Source organism: Streptomyces sp. NPDC057543, from assembly GCF_042801895.1.
Taxonomy (GTDB): Bacteria; Actinomycetota; Actinomycetes; order Streptomycetales; family Streptomycetaceae; genus Streptomyces.
The window spans coordinates 67,422-88,069 of the sequence record NZ_JBHVFF010000003.1 but is presented as its reverse complement, the minus strand read 5'-3'; the positions used below and the strand labels follow the sequence as shown (position 1 = coordinate 88,069).

18 protein-coding genes are annotated in these 20,648 nt (G+C 70.9%); 9 read left to right on the top strand and 9 right to left on the bottom strand.

Annotated elements, in window-relative coordinates; genetic code table 11:
- Positions 1–196 precede the first annotated feature (196 nt).
- The 3 genes from ACFU8Q_RS01445 to ACFU8Q_RS01435 form a co-directional block, all read right to left on the bottom strand.
- Positions 197–1,723, bottom strand: coding sequence for an MFS transporter (locus ACFU8Q_RS01445; RefSeq protein ID WP_384446540.1), 1,527 nt, complete (start codon positions 1,721–1,723; stop codon positions 197–199).
- A gap of 56 nt (positions 1,724–1,779) precedes the next feature.
- The gene (locus tag ACFU8Q_RS01440) at positions 1,780–2,976 is read right to left on the bottom strand and encodes a lipid-transfer protein (RefSeq protein ID WP_384446556.1); all 1,197 of its coding nucleotides are present in this window, start codon (positions 2,974–2,976) and stop codon (positions 1,780–1,782) included.
- Positions 2,977–3,044: 68 nt separating this feature from the next.
- Complete coding sequence (locus tag ACFU8Q_RS01435) at positions 3,045–5,285, bottom strand: acyl-CoA dehydrogenase (RefSeq protein WP_384446538.1); 2,241 nt, start codon at positions 5,283–5,285, stop codon at positions 3,045–3,047.
- Positions 5,286–5,553: 268 nt separating this feature from the next.
- Here ACFU8Q_RS01435 and ACFU8Q_RS01430 point away from each other — a divergent pair, with 268 nt between their 5' ends.
- Positions 5,554–7,350, top strand: coding sequence for an MFS transporter (locus ACFU8Q_RS01430; RefSeq protein WP_384446536.1), 1,797 nt, complete (start codon positions 5,554–5,556; stop codon positions 7,348–7,350).
- Here ACFU8Q_RS01430 and pepE read toward each other — a convergent pair.
- Positions 7,313–8,041 (bottom strand): dipeptidase PepE, encoded by a 729-nt coding sequence (gene pepE, locus ACFU8Q_RS01425; RefSeq protein ID WP_384446554.1) that lies wholly within the window; start codon positions 8,039–8,041, stop codon positions 7,313–7,315. The genes ACFU8Q_RS01430 and pepE overlap by 38 nt on opposite strands.
- Before the next feature lie 29 nt (positions 8,042–8,070).
- On the bottom strand, positions 8,071–8,901 hold the full coding sequence (locus ACFU8Q_RS01420) for an IclR family transcriptional regulator (protein ID WP_384446534.1): 831 nt from the start codon (positions 8,899–8,901) through the stop codon (positions 8,071–8,073).
- 156 nt (positions 8,902–9,057) lie between these two features.
- Between ACFU8Q_RS01420 and ACFU8Q_RS01415 the strand changes: the two genes are divergently transcribed.
- From ACFU8Q_RS01415 to ACFU8Q_RS01385, 7 genes are all read left to right on the top strand, one after another.
- A complete protein-coding gene (locus tag ACFU8Q_RS01415; protein ID WP_384446532.1) occupies positions 9,058–10,011 on the top strand; it encodes a DUF1177 domain-containing protein in 954 nt (317 codons plus the stop codon).
- A complete protein-coding gene (locus ACFU8Q_RS01410) occupies positions 10,011–11,402 on the top strand; it encodes a cytosine permease (protein WP_384446530.1) in 1,392 nt (463 codons plus the stop codon). Before ACFU8Q_RS01415 ends, ACFU8Q_RS01410 begins: the two co-directional genes overlap by 1 nt.
- The gene (locus ACFU8Q_RS01405; RefSeq protein ID WP_384446529.1) at positions 11,399–12,742 is read left to right on the top strand and encodes a M20/M25/M40 family metallo-hydrolase; all 1,344 of its coding nucleotides are present in this window, start codon (positions 11,399–11,401) and stop codon (positions 12,740–12,742) included. Before ACFU8Q_RS01410 ends, ACFU8Q_RS01405 begins: the two co-directional genes overlap by 4 nt.
- A 214-nt stretch (positions 12,743–12,956) precedes the next feature.
- A complete protein-coding gene (locus ACFU8Q_RS01400; protein WP_384446552.1) occupies positions 12,957–13,544 on the top strand; it encodes a class I SAM-dependent methyltransferase in 588 nt (195 codons plus the stop codon).
- A gap of 310 nt (positions 13,545–13,854) precedes the next feature.
- On the top strand, positions 13,855–14,793 hold the full coding sequence (locus ACFU8Q_RS01395; protein ID WP_384446527.1) for an N-acetylmuramoyl-L-alanine amidase: 939 nt from the start codon (positions 13,855–13,857) through the stop codon (positions 14,791–14,793).
- A 192-nt stretch (positions 14,794–14,985) separates the two neighbouring features.
- On the top strand, positions 14,986–15,807 hold the full coding sequence (locus tag ACFU8Q_RS01390; protein ID WP_384446526.1) for a hypothetical protein: 822 nt from the start codon (positions 14,986–14,988) through the stop codon (positions 15,805–15,807).
- 122 nt (positions 15,808–15,929) lie between these two features.
- Positions 15,930–16,979, top strand: coding sequence for an LLM class F420-dependent oxidoreductase (locus tag ACFU8Q_RS01385; RefSeq protein WP_384446550.1), 1,050 nt, complete (start codon positions 15,930–15,932; stop codon positions 16,977–16,979).
- On the opposite strand, the gene ACFU8Q_RS01380 is transcribed toward ACFU8Q_RS01385, so the two are convergent.
- The 4 genes from ACFU8Q_RS01380 to ACFU8Q_RS01365 all read right to left on the bottom strand — a co-directional run bounded on the left by ACFU8Q_RS01380 (position 16,930) and on the right by ACFU8Q_RS01365 (position 20,076).
- Positions 16,930–17,508 (bottom strand): VOC family protein, encoded by a 579-nt coding sequence (locus tag ACFU8Q_RS01380; protein WP_384446524.1) that lies wholly within the window; start codon positions 17,506–17,508, stop codon positions 16,930–16,932. The two genes, ACFU8Q_RS01385 and ACFU8Q_RS01380, sit on opposite strands and share 50 nt — an antisense overlap.
- A gap of 4 nt (positions 17,509–17,512) precedes the next feature.
- A complete protein-coding gene (locus tag ACFU8Q_RS01375; protein ID WP_384446522.1) occupies positions 17,513–18,592 on the bottom strand; it encodes a PHP domain-containing protein in 1,080 nt (359 codons plus the stop codon).
- A gap of 114 nt (positions 18,593–18,706) precedes the next feature.
- Positions 18,707–19,483 (bottom strand): maleylpyruvate isomerase family mycothiol-dependent enzyme, encoded by a 777-nt coding sequence (locus ACFU8Q_RS01370; RefSeq protein ID WP_384446521.1) that lies wholly within the window; start codon positions 19,481–19,483, stop codon positions 18,707–18,709.
- 41 nt (positions 19,484–19,524) lie between these two features.
- Positions 19,525–20,076, bottom strand: coding sequence for a hypothetical protein (locus tag ACFU8Q_RS01365; protein WP_384446548.1), 552 nt, complete (start codon positions 20,074–20,076; stop codon positions 19,525–19,527).
- Positions 20,077–20,242: 166 nt separating this feature from the next.
- On the opposite strand from ACFU8Q_RS01365, the gene ACFU8Q_RS01360 reads away from it, so the two are divergent.
- The gene (locus tag ACFU8Q_RS01360; RefSeq protein ID WP_384446519.1) at positions 20,243–20,533 is read left to right on the top strand and encodes a hypothetical protein; all 291 of its coding nucleotides are present in this window, start codon (positions 20,243–20,245) and stop codon (positions 20,531–20,533) included.
- The last annotated feature ends 115 nt before the right edge of the window (positions 20,534–20,648 follow it).

Sequence of the window (20,648 nt, the reverse complement as noted above, 5' to 3'; positions counted from 1 at the left end):
GCGCCGGGCGTGGCCGGCGCCCCGCTGCCCTCAGAGCCTGTCGGGTGGCCTTCGATCGGATAGCGGACGCGGCCTGGTGCGTGCGATTCCAAGGCGACGGGATGTCCTCGTAGCGGAGCTACTAGGACATTTCGGCAACGCGGGAAGCGTGCGTGCCAGGGCTTGGCCGCCCGATCAGAGGCCACCCGACAGGCTCTCAATCGCCGGACGGGCTCGACATGCCCGACGGGCTCGACGCGCGGGACGGAGTCGACGTGCTCGACCGGCTTGACGTGGCCGACGGACCGGGCATTGCGGCGCGCGACGAGCGGTGGCGCGGCAGCCACAGGGCCATCAGCAGCAGTCCGCCCAGCAGGACCGTGCCGGCTGTCCGGAACGCCAGCGCGAACCCCGCGGTCAGCTCCTCCGCGCCGGTGCCGCCCCCGGTCCTCGCCGCCGCGACCGTGGAGAGCACGGCGAGACCCAGTGCACCGCCCATCGTGCGCGAGGTGTTGACCAGACCGGAAACCAGACCGGCGTCCCCGGGCGCCGCGCCCGAGGTGGCGAGGGAGGCGAGCGGGGTGGACGCGAACCCCGCACCGGCCATCATCAGGATGCCGGGCCCGCAGATCGACGTGAGGTACGAGCCGTCCGCGCCCATCGTGGACTGCCAGCCGAAGCCCGTGGCGGTGATCGCCAGACCGATCAGGACGAGGTTCTTCGCGCCGACCCGTGCCATGATCCGCGGCGCGAACGTCGAGCCGATCACGACCGCCAACGAGGTGGGCAGCAGGGCCAGTCCGGCCTGCATCGGCGTGTAGTCCAGCACCGACTGCGCGTACACGGTCATGAAGTACCACATCGAGAACGTCGCGGAACCCATCACGATCATCGCCACGTTCGCCGCCGCCACCGCCCGTGTGCCCAGCACCCGGAGCGGCATCAGCGGCACCGCCGTCCGCGCCTCCACCAGGACGAAGAGGGCCAGCAGCGCCACCCCGCCGAGCAGCGGCACCAGGGTGGCCGCGGCCGTCCAGCCCTCCTGCTCGGTCTGCACGATGCCGTACGAGACCGTGGCCAGCCCCACCGTGACGAGCACCGCGCCCAGCAGGTCGATACGGTGCCGGCCGCCCGCCCGGCTCTCGGCGAGCCAGACCGTGGCGCCGATCAGGACGAGCACGCCGAACGGCACATTGATCAGCAGGACCCAGCGCCAGGAGAGGAGGTCGGTGAGCACTCCGCCGACCAGTCCGCCGGCCGCGCCGCCGCCGGCGCCGACGGCCATCCACGTACCGATCGCCCTGGTCCTGGCCGGGCCCTCGGGAACCGCTGCGGTGAGAAGCGTGAGGGTCGCGGGAGACAGCACGGCGGCACCGAGCCCCTGCGCCGCACGGGCGGCGAGCAGCTGCCAGCCCTCCTGGGCGAAGCCGCCGGCGAGCGAGGCGGCGGTGAACAGGCCGAGCCCCACCAGGAACATCCGCTTGCGACCGTATATGTCGGCGGCGCGCCCGCCGAGGAGCATGAACCCGGCGAAGGCGATCGCGTACGCGTTGAGGACCCACTGCAGCTGACCGGCGTTCAGCCCCAGGTCGGACCGCATGGACGGCAGCGCCACATTGACGACGGACACATCAAGGATGACGAGGAACTGGCCGGTGCAGGCGGCGAGGACCACCGCCCAGGTGCGGGATTTCTGCCGGATCTGCAGGGGCGTGGGCGCCGTGACGTCAACCATGAGGGTCATACTCGCAGGCGCCCTGCGCCCCGTACATCGGTATATGGCCGGACGCCCGGCTCCTCCTATCGGCGCAGGAGCGTGACGACCGCCGCGCCGCCGAGCCCGATGTTGTGGGCGAGTCCGACCCGGGCACCGGGCACCTGCCGGAGGCCCGCATCGCCACGCAGCTGCCAGGTCAGTTCCGCGACCTGGGCGATTCCGGTGGCACCGAGCGGATGCCCCTTGGAGATCAGCCCGCCGGACGGGTTGACCACCCACCGGCCGCCGTACGTGGTGGCCCCCGACTCGACGAGCTTGCCGGACTCCCCCTCGCCGCACAGGCCGAGCGCCTCGTAGGTGAGGAGTTCGTTGATGGAGAAGCAGTCGTGCAGTTCGATGACGTCGAGGTCGGCGGCCGAGAGTCCCGAGTCCTCGTACACCTGCCGGGCGGCGGTGCGCGACATCGGCTGCCCCACGGCGTCGACGCAGGTACCGGAGGCGAAGGAGTCGCCGGTGTCGGTGGTCATGGCCTGGGCGACGATCTCGACGGCCCGGTCGCCCAGACCGTGCTCCTCGACGAAGCGTTCCGATACGACGACGGCGGCGGCCGCCCCGTCGGAGGTGGGTGAGCACTGGAGTTTGGTCAGCGGGCGGTGGATGGTCTTCGCGGCGAGGATCTCCTCGACCGTGTACGGGTCCTGGAACTGGGCGTACGGGTTGTTCACCGAGTGCCGGTGGTTCTTGGCGCCGACCGCGGCGAGCTGCGCCTCGGTCGTCCCGTAGCGTTCCATGTGCTCGCGGGCCGCGTTTCCGAATATCTGGGCGGTGGGCGGGCTCATCTCGAAACCGTGGGCAGCGGCCATGATCCCGTAGTGCCGGGCAACGGGTGACGCCTTGAAGTCCGCGGCACCACCGTCCGCACCACCGCCCCCGAGCGCGCCGCGCGTCATCTTCTCGAAGCCGAGCGCGAGGACGCAGTCGCTGCCGCCGCCCTCGACGAACTGCCGGGCCGCCATCAGCGCGGTGGAGCCGGTGGCGCAGTTGTTGTTGACGTTGTAGACGGGCACTCCGGTCAGTCCGAGTTCGTACACGGCACGCTGACCGGCGGTGGACGCCTGGAAGCAGTAGCCGACGACGGCCTGCTGGATCTGCTCGTACGCGAGGGAGGCATCGGCGAGCGCCGCCGTCCCGGCCTCTTTCGCCATGTCCCAGTACTGCCAGTCGCGGGTCTCGGGCTTCTCGAACTTCGTCATTCCGACACCGACGATGTACGCCTTCATGAGCTTCATGGACCTCATGGGCTTGGACTTCATGGGCTTCATGGGCTTCATGGGCAAGTCCCTTCCGTTCAATCGCGCGGGAGGCCGAGGATGCGCTCGGCAACGACATTGAGCTGAACCTGGGTGGTGCCGCCCGCGATGGTCAGACAGCGGGACATCAGGAAGCCGTGCAGGGCCCGCTCCCCCGCCCCTTCGCCGACCGCGCCGTCCGGGCCGAGGAGTTCGAGGGCCAGTTCGGCGACCTTCTGCTGGTGGGTGGTCTGGACGAGCTTGCGCACGGAGGCTCCCGCGCCCGGTTCGAGTCCCGAGACCTGTTGCAGGGTGGTCCGCAGTCCGATGCAGGCGAGTGCGTGGGCCTCGGCCGCGAGTGCTCCGATCCGGGCCCGGTACGTGCCGTCGAGTTCGCCGGAGCGGGCGATCAGGGCCTCCAGGCCGGTGTCGAAGGTCATCTGGTCGGCCATGTGGACGCGTTCGTTGCCGAGGGTGTTGCGGGCGACCCGCCAGCCGTCGTCGATCTCGCCGACGACGGCGTCGGCGGGCAGCAGGACGTCGTCGAAGTACACCTCGTTGAAGAGGGAGTCGCCGGTGATCTCCTTCAGCGGGCGGATGTCGATGCCCTCGGTGTTCTTCATGTCGACGAGGAAGTAGCTGAGGCCTTGGTGCTTGGGGGCGTCCGGGTCGGTCCTGGCCAGCAGGATTCCGTGATCGGCCCACTGGGCTGCGCTCGTCCACACCTTCTGTCCGTTGATCCGCCAGCCTTCGTCGGTCCGTTCCGCCCTCGTCCGGAGCGAGGCGAGGTCGGAGCCCGCGCCGGGCTCGGAGAACAGCTGGCACCAGAGGAGCTCCCCGCGCAGGGTGGGCAGCAGATAGCGGTCCTGCTGCGCTGCCGTACCGTGGGCGATGAGCGAGGGGACAACCCAGGTGGCGATCCCCAGATCGCTCAGCTTCACGCCCTGTTCCTTCAACTCCTGTTGTACGGCGAGTTGATGGATCGGACCGGCGCCGAGTCCGTAGGGGGCGGGGAGGTACGGGGCGGCATAGCCGGTCGGCGCGAGCGCGCGGCGGGCGGCCTTCGGGTCGAGATCGCGGGCGACGGTCACGGCCTCGCGCGCCTCGGCCCGGTACGCCGCGGCCCCTGCGGGAAGTTCGAGGGTGAGTTCGCGGCGCGCCCCGCCCTCGGCCAGCCGGACGGCCCGCAGCCGGTGGGCGTCACCGGCCCCCAGCAACTGCCGGGCCACCAGGGCCCGGCGCAGATACAGGTGGGCATCGTGCTCCCAGGTGAAGCCGATGCCGCCGAGGATCTGGATGCAGTCCTTGGCACAGCCGTACGCGGCGTCGAGGGCGTCCGACGCGGCGAGGGCGGCGGCCATGGAGCGTACGTCCGGGGCCTCCTCCCCTTCGGCGGCGCGGGCCGCGTCCCACACCAGCGCGCGGGCCCGCTCGACCCGTACGAGCATGCCGGCGCAGAGGTGCTTGATGCCCTGGAACTGCCCGATGGGGCGACCGAACTGCTCGCGGACCTTGGCATGTTCGGTCGCGGTGTGCAGCGCCTTGGCCGCGATTCCACACGCCTCGGCGGAGAAAAGGACGGCGGCGAGGTCACGGACGCGCGCGGCGTCGGTCCGTACGACGCGTTCCGCGGGGACGAGTACGCCCTCGGCGCGGATGTCGGCCGTGGGACGGGTCGGGTCGGCACTGCGGTGCGGGCGGGCGGTCAGCCCTTCCGCGTCGGCGTCGACGGCGAACCAGAGGGTGCCGGTGGCCGATTCGGCGGAGAGCAGGAGGAGGTCGGCTTCGGCGCCGGAGAGGACGGGCGGGGCCGTGCCGTCGAGCAGATAACCGTCGCCGTGCTCGACGGCGGTGAGGGTGCCGGGGCCGAGCGCGACGGCGCCGACGCGTGCACCGGCGGCGAGGCCGCGGATCAGGTCACGCACCGGTTCGCCTACCTGTTCACGTACCGGTTCCCTCGTCGACTCCCTCGTCGGTTCGCCCGCGCCCGCCGCGTGCAGTACGGCGGAAGCGAGGACGCTCGCCAGATACGGGCCGGGAAGCGCGGCCCCGCCCGCCTCCTCCAGGACCACGGCCAGATCGAGGAGTTGGCCGCCCCCGCCCCCGTACTCCTCGGGCAGATGGATGGCCAGGAGACCCTGCTCGGCGAGCCCGTCCCAGCACCCGGGGCGCGCGCCGGGGGTCACGGGGGCGTCCGCGTCGAGGAGCTTGCGTATCTCCTCCGGCGGTACGGCGCGCGCCAGCCATCCCCGTACGGCCTGCGCCAACTCCCTCTGTTCTTCGGTGATTCCGATGCCCATGCGGATCCTCGCCGGTCGCAGCCACTGGAACGGCGCAAGAGTAGAACACGTTCCATTCTGACGGAAGGTCAGTTGAAGGTCGGATCGGCGCGCGCCCCGAGCCGAGTGCGCGGTTGTGCCCCCGTTCGTACCGCGTTCACCGGAATACCTCGGACATGCGGAAGGTTTCACCGTGCACACACTTGGCGGTCGGTGCTGCCCGCCCCGGAACCGCACCCCGTACCCGCCCTCGACAGACCCTCGATCACGCCGCCCGGAGGCCACACGTATGCCACAGACGACGAACGGACAGCACGCCGGGGAACTCCCCGATCCGCGGCCGCGCAAGGCGGGCGGCGGGGTCGTCCCCGTGCTCGCCTTCGCGGGCATCACCGTCGCGGTGATGCAGACCCTGCTCGTCCCCGTCATCAAGGATCTGCCCGCCCTTCTGCGCACCGATCCGTCCAACGCCACCTGGGTGATGACCGCGACCCTGCTGGCGGGGGCTGTCGCGACACCGATCATGGGGCGGCTCGGCGATCTCTACGGCAAGCGGAAGATGCTGCTCGCCAGTCTCGCCGTGATGGTGACCGGCTCACTGATATGCGCCTTCACCGACGATCTCGTCGTCATGATCGTGGGGCGCGCGCTCCAGGGCTTCGCCATGGGCGCCATCCCGCTGGGCATCGGCATCATGCGTGACGAGTTGCCGCGCGAGAAGCTCGGCTCGGCCATGGCGCTGATGAGTTCGTCGATCGGGGTGGGCGGCGGACTCGCGCTGCCCGCCGCCGCGCTGGTCGCCCAGCACTCCGACTGGCACACCCTGTTCTTCGGTGCGGCCGGTCTCGGTGTGCTGTCGATGGCGCTGACCGTCCTCGTCGTCCCCGAGACCACGCTGCGCGCCCCCGGCCGCTTCGATCTCACCGGCGCACTCGGACTCTCGCTCGGGCTGGTCTGTCTACTGCTGCCCGTCACCAAGGGCAGTGACTGGGGCTGGACCTCGGGAACCACGCTCGGCCTGATCGCCGCCGCCCTGGTGATTCTCGTCCTGTGGGGCTTCTTCGAGCTGCGCAGCCCGGCGCCGCTGGTCGATCTGCGCACCACCGCCCGGCGCGAGGTGCTGCTCACCAACCTCTCCTCGATCATGGTCGGGGTCGCGTTCTACGCCGTCTCGCTGGTCCTGCCGCAGCTGCTCCAACTGCCGGAGTCGACGGGGTACGGACTCGGCCGGTCGATGGTGGTCGCGGGGCTGTGCGTGGCGCCGCTCGGTCTGACGATGATGTTCGTCGCCCCGCTGTACGCCCGGCTGTCCGCCCGCCGGGGCCCCAAGGTGTCGCTGATGCTCGGCATGCTGATCATCGCGATCGGTTACGGGGCGGGGCTCGGGCTGATGAGCGCCGCGTGGCAGACCGTGGTGATCGCGGTGGTACTCGGAGCAGGCATCGGACTCGCGTACTCCTCGCTGCCCGCGCTGATCATCGGGGCCGTCGATCCGTCCGAGACGGGTGCGGCCACCGGCCTGAACACCCTGATGCGGTCGATCGGTACGTCGGTGTCGAGCGCCGTGATCGGCATGGTGCTGGCGAACACCTCGGTGCGGTCGGGCGGGGTGCCACTGCCGTCGATGGAGGGGTTCCGCATCTCGTTCGGGATCGCGGCGGGTGCGGTGGTGGTCGGGCTGGTGCTGGCCGCGTTCCTGCCTTCGCGGCACGACGCGATGCGCCCGGCGCTGCTGGCGAGCAGCGAGGACGACGCACCGGCCCCCGTACTCTCCACGTCCCGCCCCGTGACCGGTTCGGGTGGCTTCCGCGGCCGGGTGCTGGACGCGGAGGGTGCGCCGGTGGCCCGCGCCAACGTCACGCTGATCGACCACCGGGGCCGGCAGGCCGGGCTCACCGTGGCGGACGAGGACGGCCACTACCTGCTGGCCGCCCCGTCCGGCGGCGCCTACGTGCTCGCCGGGTCGGCCGCCGGATACGCGCCGCGCGCCTACCCGGCGGCCTACCCCGGCGACGGGCTGCCCGTCGACGCCGATCTGGTGCTGGCGGTCAGCGCACCGGAGCGTCGAACCGCGGTGTCGTCGTGAGCAGATGAGAGACGTCCGACCCGGCCGGCAGTTCCTGCGGCAGCGCGCCGCGGGTGAACAGCCGGGCGGGGTGGGCGCCCTGCACCCGGGCCTGGCGGCCGTTGACCCGCAGCCATGACCCTTCGCGCAGGCCGAGGACCGGAACGTCGTTCTCCTCCAGGAACTCGGTGAGCCGCTCCTCGCGGGTCTCGCCCTTGTGGGTGCTCTCCGGGTCCGGGTCCAGATAGTGCGGGTTGATCTGGAACGGGACGAGGCCGAGCGTCTCGAAGGACGGCGGCTGCACGATGGGCATGTCGTTGGTGGTACGGAGGGTGGGCGCCGCCATGTTCGTCCCCGCGCTGGCTCCCATGTACGGCAGTCCGCCCCGCACCGCTTCGGTCACGGCGTCCCGCAGACCGGTCCGGTACAGGGCGCTCAACAGCCGGAAGGAGTTCCCGCCGCCGATGAACACGGCATCGGACGCGGCGAGTTCGGCGACCGGGTCGGCGTTCTCGTGGACCCCGCGGACGGTGATGCCGGACGGCGTGAGGGCATCGCGGACGCGTGCGGTGTACGCGGTGTAGTCGGCGAGCGCGTACGGCACGAAGGCCAGCCGGGCGCCGGAGGGCAGGAACGCGGTGACGGTGTCGAGGGCGTGTTCCAGATAACCGCGGCCGTACTGGGTGGAGTTGGAGAGCAGCAGCAGATTCACAGGGTTCCTCTTGGTTCTGTTCTGGATCATCAGGTGGTGGTGCGGGAGCGACGGGCGCGCGGCTTCGGGCGCTGCGGAGGCTGGGTGAGGCGCCTCTCCAGCAACTGGGCCGCGTGGCGCAGTGCGTCGAGCCGGTCCTCCGGAGCCCCGCGGAAGAGCTCCTCGGCCCCGCCGAGGCTGAGGCTCCCGTACGGTTCGCGCCCGAGGAAGACCGGTACGGCGACGGTCGCGATGCCGGTGTCGTACTCGCCGACCGTCCAGGCGAAACCCTGGGCGCGGACCTTGAGGAACTCCTCCTCCAGCCGGTCCGGGTCGGTGACGGTCCGGTCGGTGAAGCGGGCCATCGGGCGGCCCCGGAAGAGCCGGTGGCGCTGCTCGTCGGGCAGATACGCGTAGTACGACTTGCTGGTCGCCCCGGCGTGCGCCGGGTAGAGCTCGCCGACCAGGGGGTAGTAGCGCAGCGGCCCGGCCTCCCCCTCCTCCGCGGCGACGCACCGCATGTGGAAGCTGTCCGGCAGGCAGAACAGGACGGTGTCGCCGGTGACCCGGCGCAGTTCCTCCAGCACCGGCCCGGCCAGCAGCTCCAGTGATCCGGAACGCTCCCAGAGCCTGCCCAGGCGCAGCACGGCGGGGCCGATGCGGTAGCGACGGGTGGCCGGGTCGGAGACCAGGAAGCCGCGCCCCGCCAGGGTGGCGAGCAGCCGCTGGGCCACCGAGGTGTCCCAGCCGAACTCCTCGGCGACCTCGGTGACGCCCCAGTCGGGCCGGGTCCGCTCGAAGGCGAGCAGCACGAGGAGCGCCCGGTCGACGGTTTGCAGGGCGCCGGCGGGGGTGCGCCGGTCCAGATCGAAGTCCGCCATCGTCATCTCACCATTCAGACCTGAATTGCAAATAACGGGAAACAGTTGCGTTCAACGCTATCGGATCCCGAATGTTGCCTCAGCACCCCGCCCCGCGCTTCCCCCCGTCGAGCGCCTCGGCCCGGGTGCCCGGATGAGCGAGAAAGTAGGGCCCCCATGTTGAAGTACGTGCTGGACATCGTCGATCTGCTGGACGATCCCCAGGTCAATGGCAAGACGGTCGCCGAGTACCTCGACTCCGTCAGCGGGGCCGAGGGGTCGTCCGCGCAGGTCACCACCGTCGCCGGCGAGCGCGGCTCGACGGACTTCGTGATGGTCCGCATTCCGGGCGCCCAAGGGCGTACGTCCGGGGGCGGCGCCCGCACGCTGGGCGTGGTGGGCCGACTCGGCGGCATCGGCGCCCGGCCCGAGGTGACCGGCATGGTCTCCGACGCCGACGGCGCGGTCTCCGCCCTCGCCACCGCCGCGAAGCTGCTCGACATGCGCCGCCGCGGCGATGTGCTGCCCGGCGACGTCATCGTCGCCACCCACATCTGCCCGAACGCGCCGACCGAGCCGCACGACCCGGTGCCGTTCATGGGCTCGCCCGTGGACATCGCCACCATGAACCGCCACGAGGTGACCGGCGAGATGGAGGCCGTGCTCTCCATCGACACCACCAAGGGCAACCGGATCATCAACCACAAGGGCCTCGCCCTGTCGCCCACCGTCAAGGAGGGCTGGGTGCTCCGGGTCAGCGAGCAGCTCGGCGAGCTGCTGGCCGTGGTGACCGGTGAGCCGTTGGTCACGTACCCGGTGACCACGCAGGACATCACCCCGTACGGTAATGGTGCACACCACATCAATTCGATCCTGCAGCCCTCCACCGCGACGGCCGCCCCGGTCGTCGGCCTGGCCATCACCTCGGCCGCCGCGGTGCCGGGCTGCGGTACGGGCGCGAGCCACGAGAGCGACATCGCGTCCGCCGCCCGCTACGCCGTGGAGGTCGCCAAGGCCTACGGCAGCGGCCACCTGGACTTCCACGACGCGGTGGAGTTCGACAACCTCGTCAACCGCTACGGGTCGCTGGCTCACCTGCAGACCTTCGGCCGTACCCCCCAGGAGTCCTGATGGCAGCCGCCCGGCAGGCCGAGGCCGTGGCCCCCGAGGCCAAGAGCATCGGCAGTGACGACTACTCGCTCTCCCGCGTCCCGCGCGACAAGCGCTTCGGATTCTGGTCCATGCTGCTCCAGTGGCTGGCCCAGTCCGGCTCGATCTCGCAGTTCACCCTCGGCGCCACCATCGGTGTCGGCATGACCTTCGGGGACGCCTTCCTCGCCTTCACGCTCGGCGCGGTGATCCTGGAGATCGTGATCTTCGCGATCGGCCTGGCCGGAATGCGCGAGGGCCTGGCGACGCCGATGCTGACGCGCTGGGTCGGCTTCGGCCGCAACGGCTCCGCGTTGGTCAGCTTCGTCATCGCGGTCAGCCTCGTCGGCTGGTTCGGCGTCCAGAACACGATCTTCGGCAACAGCGTCTCGGCGCTGGTCGGCGGCCCGTCCTGGATGTGGTGCGTACTGGCGGGCATCGCCATCACCGCCCTGGTGATCTTCGGCTTCAAGTACATGGCCGTCTTCGCCAAGATCGTGACCCCGCTCTTCTTCGCGATGGTCGCCTGGTCGATCGTCTCGACGCTGAAGGACCACTCCCTCGGCGACCTGATCCACTCGCCGGCCCCCGGCCCGACGATCCCGCTCGCCGTCGCCGCCACCGCCATCGCGGGCGGCTTCATGACCGGTGCGATCGTGGCCCCGGAGATGACCCGGTACAACCGGAAGGGCTCGCACGTCTTCGTGCAGAGCGCCTCGTCGATGATCCTCTCCGAGTACATCGTCGGCATGACCGGTGTGCTCCTGGGCCACCTGGTCAAGAGCAACGAGGTCTCGCACATCGTTCTCTCCACCTCCGGTGCCTTCGGCGTCATCGTGGTCCTGATGTCCACCGCCAAGATCAACGACTGGAACCTGTACGGCTCCTCGCTCGGCGTCGTCAACTTCTTCCAGGTCGTCTTCGGCAAGCGGCTGCACCGCGGCGCGGTCACGATCGTCCTCGGCATCGCGGGCACGGTCCTGTCCGCGGTCGGGATCATGACCCACTTCACCGAGTTCCTCTCCGTCCTCGGCGTCGCCATCCCGCCGATCGGCGGCATCATCGTGGCCGAGTACTGGGTCGTGAAGCGGATGCGCAAGCCGCTGGACGACACCCGGGAGTCCGAGACGCTGCCGAAGTCGTCGCCGACCTGGGTACCGATGTCCATCGTCATCTGGATCGCGGCGTTCTGCGTCGGCAAGTTCTACGACGGCGGCATCCCCGCGCTGAACTCGCTGGCCACCGCCTTCATCCTGTACAGCGTCCTCGGCCTGCTGGGCTGGGTGAAGCCGTACGGCACCTCCACCCTGGACGACGAGGACGACGCCGCCGCCCCCGCCGCCCCCGCGACAACCCCTGTGGGAGCAGCATGAGCACCCCCGACCCCACCACCCCCGGCCCCACCGCCTCCTTCGTCCCGGCCTCCGACGAGGCCCAGGACGAGGTCATCGGACTCTGCGCCGAACTGATCAGGTTCGACACCTCCAACCCCACCAGCGACGAGCGCGCGAGCGCCGAGTGGGTGGTGGGCCGCCTCGCCGAAGTGGGCATCGACTCGGAACTGGTCGAGTCCGCGCCGGGCCGCGCCAATGTCATCGCCCGGATCGCGGGCAGCGACCCGGAGCGCGGTGCGCTCCTCGTCCACGGCCATCTGGACGTGGTGCCCGCCGACGCCTCCGAGTGGCAGGTCCCGCCGTTCTCCGGCGAGATCCGCGACGGCTACCTCTGGGGCCGCGGCGCGATCGACATGAAGGACACGGTGGCCGTCATGCTGGCCACCGCCCGTCACTTCGCCCGTACCGGCACCAGGCCGTCGCGCGATCTGGTTCTCGCCTTCCTCGCCGACGAGGAGGCGGGCGGGAAGTTCGGCGCCCACTGGCTGGTCGAGCACCGCCCGGAGCTCTTCGCCGGGGTCACCGAAGCGATCGGCGAGGGCGGCGGCTTCTCCTTCGCCATCGACGACACCCGGCGCCTCTACCCGATCGAGAACGCCCAGCGCGGCATGGCCTGGATGGAGCTGACCGCCACCGGCCGGGCCGGCCACGGCTCCTCCCCCAACGACGAGAACGCCGTCACCGACCTCGCCGAGTCGCTGACCCGCATCGGCCGCGCGACCTTCCCGATCCGCCTGATCGCACCGGTCCGCGCCCTGCTCGAAGAGGCGGCCCGCCTCTACGGTGTCGAGTTCGACGAGAACGACATCGAGGGCAGCCTCGCCCGGCTGGGCCCGGTCTCCGACTTCATGCAGGTGGTACTGCGCAACTCGGCGAACCCCACCATGTTCGACGCCGGTTACCAGACCAACGTCATCCCTGGAAAGGCGACGGCCCGGGTCGACGGCCGCTTCCTCCCGGGCCACGAGCAGGAGTTGATCGACACGATCGACGAGCTCCTCCTCCCCTCGGTCACCCGCGAGTGGGTCAACCACGACATCGCGCTGGAGACGACGTTCGACGGCCCGCTGGTCGACGCCATGTGCGAAGCCGTACGCGCCGAGGACCCGGACGGCCACCCGGTCCCGTACTGCAACCCCGGCGGCACCGACGCCAAGGCCTTCACCCACCTCGGCATCCGCTGCTTCGGCTTCAAGGGCCTCAAGCTCCCGCACGACCTGGACTACGGCCGCCTCTTCCACGGCGTGGACGAACGCGTCCCGCTGGAGGGCCTGCGCTTCGGCGTCCGCGTCATGACCCGGCTCTGGCAGAGCTGCTGACCTCCACATCGCAGCCCCGCCGGGGACGCCCGACCCGAGCTCACCCCACGTACGCCCCCGCCGATGCCGTCGGTGGGGGCGTACGGCACGATGGGGCGCCGCCGAAACGCGTGCCCCGTAGAACCGTCCCCACCAGGAGGAACCCGTGCCCGTCGAGTCCGTCGTCGAGCCCGAGCCCGAGATTCTCGCCGCCTTCCAGGCCGCCAAGGGCTTCATGCCTGTGGTCGAGGGGCTCGCGCTGTACCGGGCCGCCGTCGAGGCCGCCGCGCTGGGGCTGCCCGTGCTCGAGGTCGGGACGTACTGCGGGCGCTCCACCATCCTGCTCGCCGACGTCGCGCGGGCGGCCGGTGTGACGGCTCTCACCGTCGACCACCATCGCGGCAGCGAGGAACAGCAGCCCGGCTGGGAGTACCACGACCCGACCGTGGTGGACCCGGAGGTCGGCCGGATGGACACGTTGCCGACGTTCCGCAGGACCCTGCACGCGGCGGGTCTCGAAGACCATGTCGTGGCACTGGTCGGACGGTCTCCACAGGTCGCGGCCGTGTGGGGCGGGAAGCTCGGCCTCGTCTTCATCGACGGCGGTCACACCGACGAGCATGCGAACGGTGATTACGAGGGCTGGGCGCCGCATGTCGCGGAGGGCGGGCTGCTGGTGATCCACGACGTGTTCCCGGACCCCGCGCACGGGGGCCAGGCCCCGTACCGCGTCTACCTGCGGGCGCTGGCCTCCGGCGCGTTCACCGAGGTCTCGGTGACGGATTCGCTGCGAGTGCTGCGGCGTACCGGAACGGGGATCTGAGGCCGGTCGGGTACGGCGAGACGGCACGAGTGCGGGGATCCGAGACCGGTCGAGTACGGAGAGGCGGCACGAGCGCAGGCGTCCGAGACCGGTCGAGTACGGAGAGAGGGCACGAGCGCAGGGATCCGAGCCCGGTCGAGTACGGAGAGAGGGCACGAGCGCAGGGATCCGAGCCCGGTCGAGTACGGGGACGGGGCACGGGTGCGGGCGTCCGAGCCCGGTCGAGTACGGGGAGGTCGAGTACGGGGAGAGGGCACGGGCGCGGGCGTCCGAGACCGGTCGGCCGAGGACGCCCCGATAGCATCGCGGGGTGCCGTACGACGAGAGCGTTCCCCCCACCCAGCGCCGCCGGCCCCTGCTCGCCGCCGCGCTCGCAGCCGTATGCCTGACCGCCGTGGGCTGCGGCGCGGGCGATGACGGAGGCGGGGCGCAGGCCCGGCCCCGGCCGGGCGGCAGTGGTACCTCCGCCGCGCCGCCGGCCTCGCCGTCGAAGAGCGCTCCGGCGCCCGGCACGACACCCGCCTCCACCGGCCCGTCCGCGAAGCCCTCGAAGTCCGCGGGCGGCCGGGCCGCCGGGCCGCTGTCCGGGAAGACCGTCGTCATCGACCCCGGGCACAACCCGAACAATCATCTGCACACCCGCGAGATCAACCGCCAGGTGGACATCGGCACCACGCACAAGGAGTGCGACACCACCGGGACATCGACCAACTCCGGTTACGCCGAAGCCCGGTTCACCCTCGACGTGTCGCACCGGCTGCGCACGCTCCTGCGGGCACAGGGCGCGAACGTCGTGCTGACGCAGGACGATGACCGCCCGTACGGACCCTGTGTCGACGAGCGCGCCCGGATCGGCAACGAGGCCGAGGCCGACGCGGTGGTCTCGGTGCACGCGGACGGTTCGGCGGTCGGCAACCGCGGCTTCCATGTGATCCTTCCCGGGCTCGTGCGGAGCGGGAAGGCGGACACGTCGAAGATCGTCGAACCGTCGCGCGATCTCGGCACCCGGATCGCCGGTCTCTTCGTCCGCGATACCGGAAGTGCGCCTTCCAATTACGTCGGCGGCAATAGCGGGTTGGACATCCGCAAGGATCTGGGCGGACTGAATTTGTCGACCGTGCCCAAAGTGTTCATCGAATGCGGCAATATGCGTGATCCGAAGGATGCCGCCCTGCTCACCAGTGAGGGCTGGCGCCAGAAGGCGGCGCAGGGCATTGCCGATGGCATCAGCAGCTACCTGAAGGGGTAGAACAAGGTAGTTCTGAGGCGAAATTGGGGGGAAGTTCGTCCGGCGTTCGGGCAGGGGCACAACCCGCCCAAGCAGACGATAGATTCATCCGTAGGATGGGAAGCCGCTCCCGAGCTTCGTGCCGTGCCCGCCGTACCCGTACAGGCGGCAGCGACGACCGCCCCGACGAGACGACCTACTAAGGACCTTCACGTGAATATCCGCTCCCTCACTCGAGGCGACGGCGTGGTGATCGGAGCAGCGGTGGTGCTGTTCATCGCCTCTTTCCTCGACCTCTCCGGCTTCGACTGCCCTGAGGGCCTCAACTGTTCCAGCTACAGCGCGCCGAACGCCTGGGACGCCCTCGGGCTCCTCATGAGCGTCTTCCTGGCCGGAATCATCGGTGCGGCGCTGGTCGTCGTGGGCCGTTCCATACCGAGCCGTAAGGTCGTCGGCCTCGACCTCGGTCAGTTCGGGGCCGCGTTCTGTGTCTTCGCGCTGTGGACGGCGTTCTGGACGACGATCGACGCCACCAACGCGGGCGCCGGCATGATCCTCGGTCTGCTCGCGGCCATCGTGCTCGCGGGTGGCGCGGTCGCCACTCCGCTGGTCCCCGCGCTCAAGGCTCCGCTGATGGGCGCCCCGCGTCCGCAGGCCGTGCAGCCGCCGTACGGCGGTCAGCCGCAGCCGGGCCAGGGATACGGCTACCCCGGCGCCCAGCAGCAGCCGTACGGTGCGCAGCCGGGTCAGCAGCAGCCGTACGGTGCGCAGCCGCAGCCCGGTCAGTCGGAGCCGCAGAACGCCCAGGCGGCTCCGGCGGCCGGTGCGCCGGCCGGTGGCTTCACGCCGTTCTGGTTCGCGGTGCCGGTGGCCCGCCCGCTGTACGGGGAGGACGGTTCGCCGTCGCCGATCGCCGAACTGGCGCCCGGCACGTGGTACCTCGCGGTGGAGCAGCGCGGTGCGGCGCTCATCGCCCAGACGCAGGACGGCCGTCGTGGTGTGCTCCAGGACACCACGGGCATCCAGCGCGGCTGAGTCCACGCTCCGGCGGTACGAACAGCGGCCTCTCGCCCCTTCCGGGCGGGGGGCCGCTGTCGTACTCTCCGTCCGTGCGCCAGATGACTGACGTACCGTCAGAAATGCTGGGAGGCAGCGGAATGCGGCTCGGACTCGCCCTCGGCTACTGGGGCCGCGGCCCGGACCCCGCCCATCTGGAGCTCGTCCGGGAGGCGGAAGCGCTGGGGTACGCGTCGGTGTGGACGGCGGAGGCCTGGGGCTCCGACGCGTTCACCCCGCTGACCTGGATCGCCGCGCACACCTCCCGTATCCGGCTGGGTACCGGCATCGCGCAGATGGCGGCGCGCACCCCGACCGCGACCGCCATGCACGCCCTCACCCTCGACCATCTCTCCGGCGGCCGGATGATGCTCGGCCTGGGGCTGTCCGGGCCACAGGTGGTGGAGGGCTGGTACGGGCGGCCGTTCCCCGGGAGCCCGCTGACCGCGACCCGCGAGTACGTCGACGTCATCCGCCAGGTGCTCGCCCGTGAGGCCCCGGTGGAGCTGGACGGGCGCTTCCACTCGCATCCGTACAACGGTCCGGACGGAACCGGTCTGGGCAAGCCGCTGAAGCCGATCACCCATCCGCTGCGGGCCCGGCTGCCCGTGCTGCTCGGGGCGGAGGGGCCGAAGAACATCGCGCAGACGACGCGGATCGCCGACGGCTGGCTGCCGTTGTACTGGTCGCCACTGCGCACCGAGGTGTACGAGGCGTCGCTCACGGACCTGCCCGACGGATTCATGATCGCGCCGATGGTGCGGGCGCGGGTCTGTGACGACGTGGCCGAGGGACTGCTTCCGGTGAAGGCGATGCTCGGCTTCTACATCGGGGGCATGGGGCACGCGGCCCGGAACTTCCATGCCGATCTGATGGCGCGGATGGGTTTCGAGGAGGAGGCGCGGCGGATCCAGCGGCTCTTCCTCGAAGGGCGCAAGGAGGAGGCCGTGCTGGCCGTGCCGGACGCGTTCGCCGATGAGATCTCGCTCGTCGGTCCACGTCAACGCATCGCGGAGCGGCTGGAGTTGTGGCGCAAGGGGCCGGTGACCGATCTACTGGTGACGGCGCCGGACCCGCATACCTTGCGGGTCCTGGCGGAGCTCAGCCAGCCCCCGGTCTGGCCGGGTCCGTCGGCCAGGTGTGCGTGGTGACCGGGGTGGGGCGTACGCGTCGTCGGGTGGCGGTGCGCTCCCAGGGCTGGGGGTCGGGATAGGTCAGGAGTTCCAGGGTGCTGCCCCACGGGGTGCGCAGATACGCGAACCGGTTGCGCTCCCCCGCCTCGGGGCCCGGCAACGGCTGCGCCTCGGCAAGCAGCAAGGCGCCCGCGTCGACACAGTTCCGTACGGCCGCGTCCAGGTCGTCGGCGTAGAGCGCCACGTGCTGCCAGCCGAAGTCGCAGGGCCGCGCCGGGGGTTCGCGCCGGGGGCCCTCGAACTCGAACAACTCGATGCCCGGCCCGTCGCCGGGGAGGGCCAGCATCCGGATCGCCAGCTGCTGGGTGCCCGCGGGGACGCCGAGCCGGCGCTCGACGTCCGGTCCGCCGAGCGGCCCGTCGTGGCGGCGCAGGGCGTCGTACAGCACCTCGGCGCCGAACGCCCGGACGAGGAAGAGGGTCGCGGTCTCCAGATCCGGGACGGTGACCCCGATGTGGTCGATGCCTCGTACGCTTGTGGCCGTCATGGCTTCACCGCTCCTGTCCCGGGGCTGCGCCGACCGCCCCGTCCGCCCCGGAGCGGGCCCGCTCCGGGGTCGTGCCCCCGCTCGACCAGGCCAGCAGTTCGTCGGCCGGCCATGTGGTGACGACGCGTTCCGCCGGTACGTGGCACTCCTCGGCTCGGGCGCAGCCGTTGATCTGCCAGTCGAGCTGTCCGGGCGCGTGGGCGTCGGTGTCGATGGCGAACAGGACGCCCGCGTCCACGGCGCGGCGCAGGAGCCGGCGGGGCGGGTCGAGCCGTTCGGGTCGGCTGTTGATCTCGACCGCCGTGCCCGCCTCCGCGCACGCGGCGAAGACCTCGTCCGCGTCGAAGCGTGATTCCGGGCGGCCCCGGCCGGTGATCAGCCGCCCGGTGCAGTGTCCGAGGATGTTCGCCCGCGGATGGCGGACGGCCGCCAGCAGGCGTCTGGTCATCGGCGCGGGGTCCATCCGCAGCTTGGAGTGTGCGGAGACCACCACGACGTCCAGCTGCTCCAGCAGCTCCTCCTCCTGGTCGAGGGAGCCGTCGAGGAGGATGTCGCACTCGATGCCGGTGAGCAGCCGGAACGGCGCCCAGCCCGCGTTCAGCTCGGCGATCACCTCGAGCTGGTCGCGCAGCCGCTGTGGGGAGAGCCCGTTCGCCACGGTCAGCCGGGGGGAGTGGTCGGTGAGGACCGCCCACTCATGGCCCAGTTCCGCCGCGGTGCGGCCCATCTCCTCGATCGGGCTGCCGCCGTCCGACCAGTCGGAGTGGAGATGGCAGTCGCCGCGCAGCAGGGCGCGGAGGCGCTCGCCGCCCTCGGGGAGCGGGACGGCGGCGGCCTCCTCCTCCAGCCGTTGCAGGTAGCCGGGCACTTCCCCGGCCACCGCCTCGCGAATCACCTGCGCGGTCTTCGGCCCGATGCCCTTGACCGACTCCAGCGAGCCGTCCACGACCCGCTGTGCGCTCTCGCCGTCCGCCATCGCCGCGACTGCGGCGGCGGCCGTACGGAACGCCTGGACGCGGTAGGTGTCGGCCCTGCCGCGTTCCAGCAGGAAAGCGATCCGTTTCAGGGCGCGGACTGGCTCCATCGGCACCTCCACCGGGACCGCCGGACACAACGGCCTGTCCTTTCCAGCTTGGCTCAGCACCGCCGCGCCCGCACAGCGGACGGGAGACGGCGCCCGCACGGCAGCGGGTGGGGCTCAGCCGAACGCGGCGCGCTCCAGCCAGAAGTCCAGCAGCTCCGCGTCCCCCAGTACCTCGACGCGGTCGCTGTCCGCCGGGAGGCGCCGGTTGAAGACCAGCATGAGGTCGGTGAGCGGGCCCCGTAGCGCCACAGTCGCCTTCTCGTGGGCGCGCCGCCAGGCGAAACCGTCCTCACCGAACTCGATCAGCCACTCGGCGCCGGGTACGTCCGTGGCGTGCAGATGGATCGAGCGCCCGGTGCCGGTCAGTTCCGCGGCCTCCTTGTGGCCCGCTGCCTGCACGAAGGCGACGATCTCCAGCCATTCCTCGATCGTGTCGGCGGCCAGCTCGGGGGCCACCTCGTAGTCGGTCTTCGCGGTGAGTGCCGCGTCGGCCTGGTGGACGATCGTCTCGTGCGCCATGCGCCGGGCCCAGAAGCCGGTGCTCCGCTCCCACCCCCAGGACCACACCTTCCGGTCGGGGCCGGCCGCGCGCAGCGACTCGACAGTCCTCGCCGCGCCGTCCGCCAGCCAGGCGTCGAGCACGGCGGGGTCGTCGCCCTCAGGCCTGAACTCCGGTACCGCTTCGTGCGGGACCGCTTCGGTGGCCCGGGTGCGTACGATCTCGCCCACCCAGCGGTGCGCTCCGCCGACGTGGACGGCGAGATCGCGCAGCGTCCAGTCGGGGCAGGTCGGTACGGTCGCGCCGAGGTCGGCGCCGTTGATCGCCGCCCTCAACGCGTCGGTGCGGCCGATGATCTCGTCACAGTAGAGGTCATGTCGGAGTGCGCTCATGACATGCACCCTAATTCGATCAAGGGCCTCAACCCCATTGGTTATCCGCCAAGTTGCGAAGTGGTGGGCACCTTGTCCTTGACCTCGGCGCCCGCGCTTCTGCCCGCGTCCTTGATGTTGCCGATCACGCTCTCGAACGCGCCGATGTCGCCTGCGTCCGCCTCGCCCTTGCGGAGTTTGCTGCCGAGTCCCTTGAGCGATTCGATGCCCGCCGTGAGCGGCGCGACCGCCTTCGACAGCAGCGGATCGCCCTTGGCGTTGGCCACTGCGGCCTTCAGCCGGTTGTACGCGAAGCCGCCCGCGAGTCCGGCCTTGACGAGGGCGGCCTTCCGCCCGTCCGCGCCCTTCTTGAACGTGCCCGCACGGTACGGCTTCACGATCCACTGGTACGTCGCACCGGCCGCGAGCCCCGCGTTGGCGACGAACCGGGTCTTGGCGAACTTCTGTGCCTCGGCGGAGGACGTGGCGCTCGGGGACGCGGAGCTGCTCGCGGTCTTCTTTTCACCACCGCCGCACGCGGTGGCGCTCACCAGCACGGCGCAGGACAGCAGCAGCGGGACGAGCAGACGTCGGAGCGGTACGTAACCGGTCACGGCGGAACTGGGCACGGCGGGCCTCCCTGGCCGGGCGCATCACGGCGATCTTTACGGTGAGTGACGCCTCTGGACACTCTCCGCAAGGCTCGCCCGGCCCCGGGCGGCGTGCCACTCGGGGCCGCCGTCCGGGTTTCGGCCGTCAGAAAAAGGCAACCCGGAACCCATGTCTCCTCGAACAGGAACGAGAAGCATCACCGCAGCACGTGTCATAGCCGTCGTGGCCGACATCATGGCCTTCGTCATCGGCTTGTGGATCCTGATGTACCTGCTGGAGGCCAACCGGGGCAATGACCTGGTGAATGTCGTCCAGCACACCGCACGCTGGCTGGCCGGCTGGTCGTACGACCTGTTCACCTTCGACGAGGCGTGGGCGCGGGTGGTCTCCGGATACGGGCTGGCCGCCGTCGTCTACCTCTTCGTGGGTCACGCGGTGGCCGCCCGCATCCGGCACTAGGGCCCGTCCGGCGGGTCACCGCCGGACAGACCCTGAGGGCTGTCCCGTAATCCCTGGTGGATCAGCGCGCGGCGTCAGATGCGGTGCATCGCAAGGCGGAGGGGCGCTCGCATAC

Coding starts and splice junctions, on each gene's coding strand:
- ACFU8Q_RS01385 (WP_384446550.1), top strand. CDS start 15,930: ATGCGGCTCGGACTCGCCCTCGGCTACTGGGGCCGCGGCCCGGACCCC.
- ACFU8Q_RS01445 (WP_384446540.1), bottom strand. CDS start 1,723: ATGACCCTCATGGTTGACGTCACGGCGCCCACGCCCCTGCAGATCCGG.
- ACFU8Q_RS01415 (WP_384446532.1), top strand. CDS start 9,058: ATGTTGAAGTACGTGCTGGACATCGTCGATCTGCTGGACGATCCCCAG.
- ACFU8Q_RS01380 (WP_384446524.1), bottom strand. CDS start 17,508: ATGACGGCCACAAGCGTACGAGGCATCGACCACATCGGGGTCACCGTC.
- ACFU8Q_RS01360 (WP_384446519.1), top strand. CDS start 20,243: ATGTCTCCTCGAACAGGAACGAGAAGCATCACCGCAGCACGTGTCATA.
- ACFU8Q_RS01430 (WP_384446536.1), top strand. CDS start 5,554: ATGCCACAGACGACGAACGGACAGCACGCCGGGGAACTCCCCGATCCG.
- ACFU8Q_RS01405 (WP_384446529.1), top strand. CDS start 11,399: ATGAGCACCCCCGACCCCACCACCCCCGGCCCCACCGCCTCCTTCGTC.
- ACFU8Q_RS01370 (WP_384446521.1), bottom strand. CDS start 19,483: ATGAGCGCACTCCGACATGACCTCTACTGTGACGAGATCATCGGCCGC.
- ACFU8Q_RS01400 (WP_384446552.1), top strand. CDS start 12,957: ATGCCTGTGGTCGAGGGGCTCGCGCTGTACCGGGCCGCCGTCGAGGCC.
- ACFU8Q_RS01420 (WP_384446534.1), bottom strand. CDS start 8,901: ATGGCGGACTTCGATCTGGACCGGCGCACCCCCGCCGGCGCCCTGCAA.
- ACFU8Q_RS01410 (WP_384446530.1), top strand. CDS start 10,011: ATGGCAGCCGCCCGGCAGGCCGAGGCCGTGGCCCCCGAGGCCAAGAGC.
- ACFU8Q_RS01375 (WP_384446522.1), bottom strand. CDS start 18,592: ATGGAGCCAGTCCGCGCCCTGAAACGGATCGCTTTCCTGCTGGAACGC.
- ACFU8Q_RS01440 (WP_384446556.1), bottom strand. CDS start 2,976: ATGAAGGCGTACATCGTCGGTGTCGGAATGACGAAGTTCGAGAAGCCC.
- ACFU8Q_RS01435 (WP_384446538.1), bottom strand. CDS start 5,285: ATGGGCATCGGAATCACCGAAGAACAGAGGGAGTTGGCGCAGGCCGTA.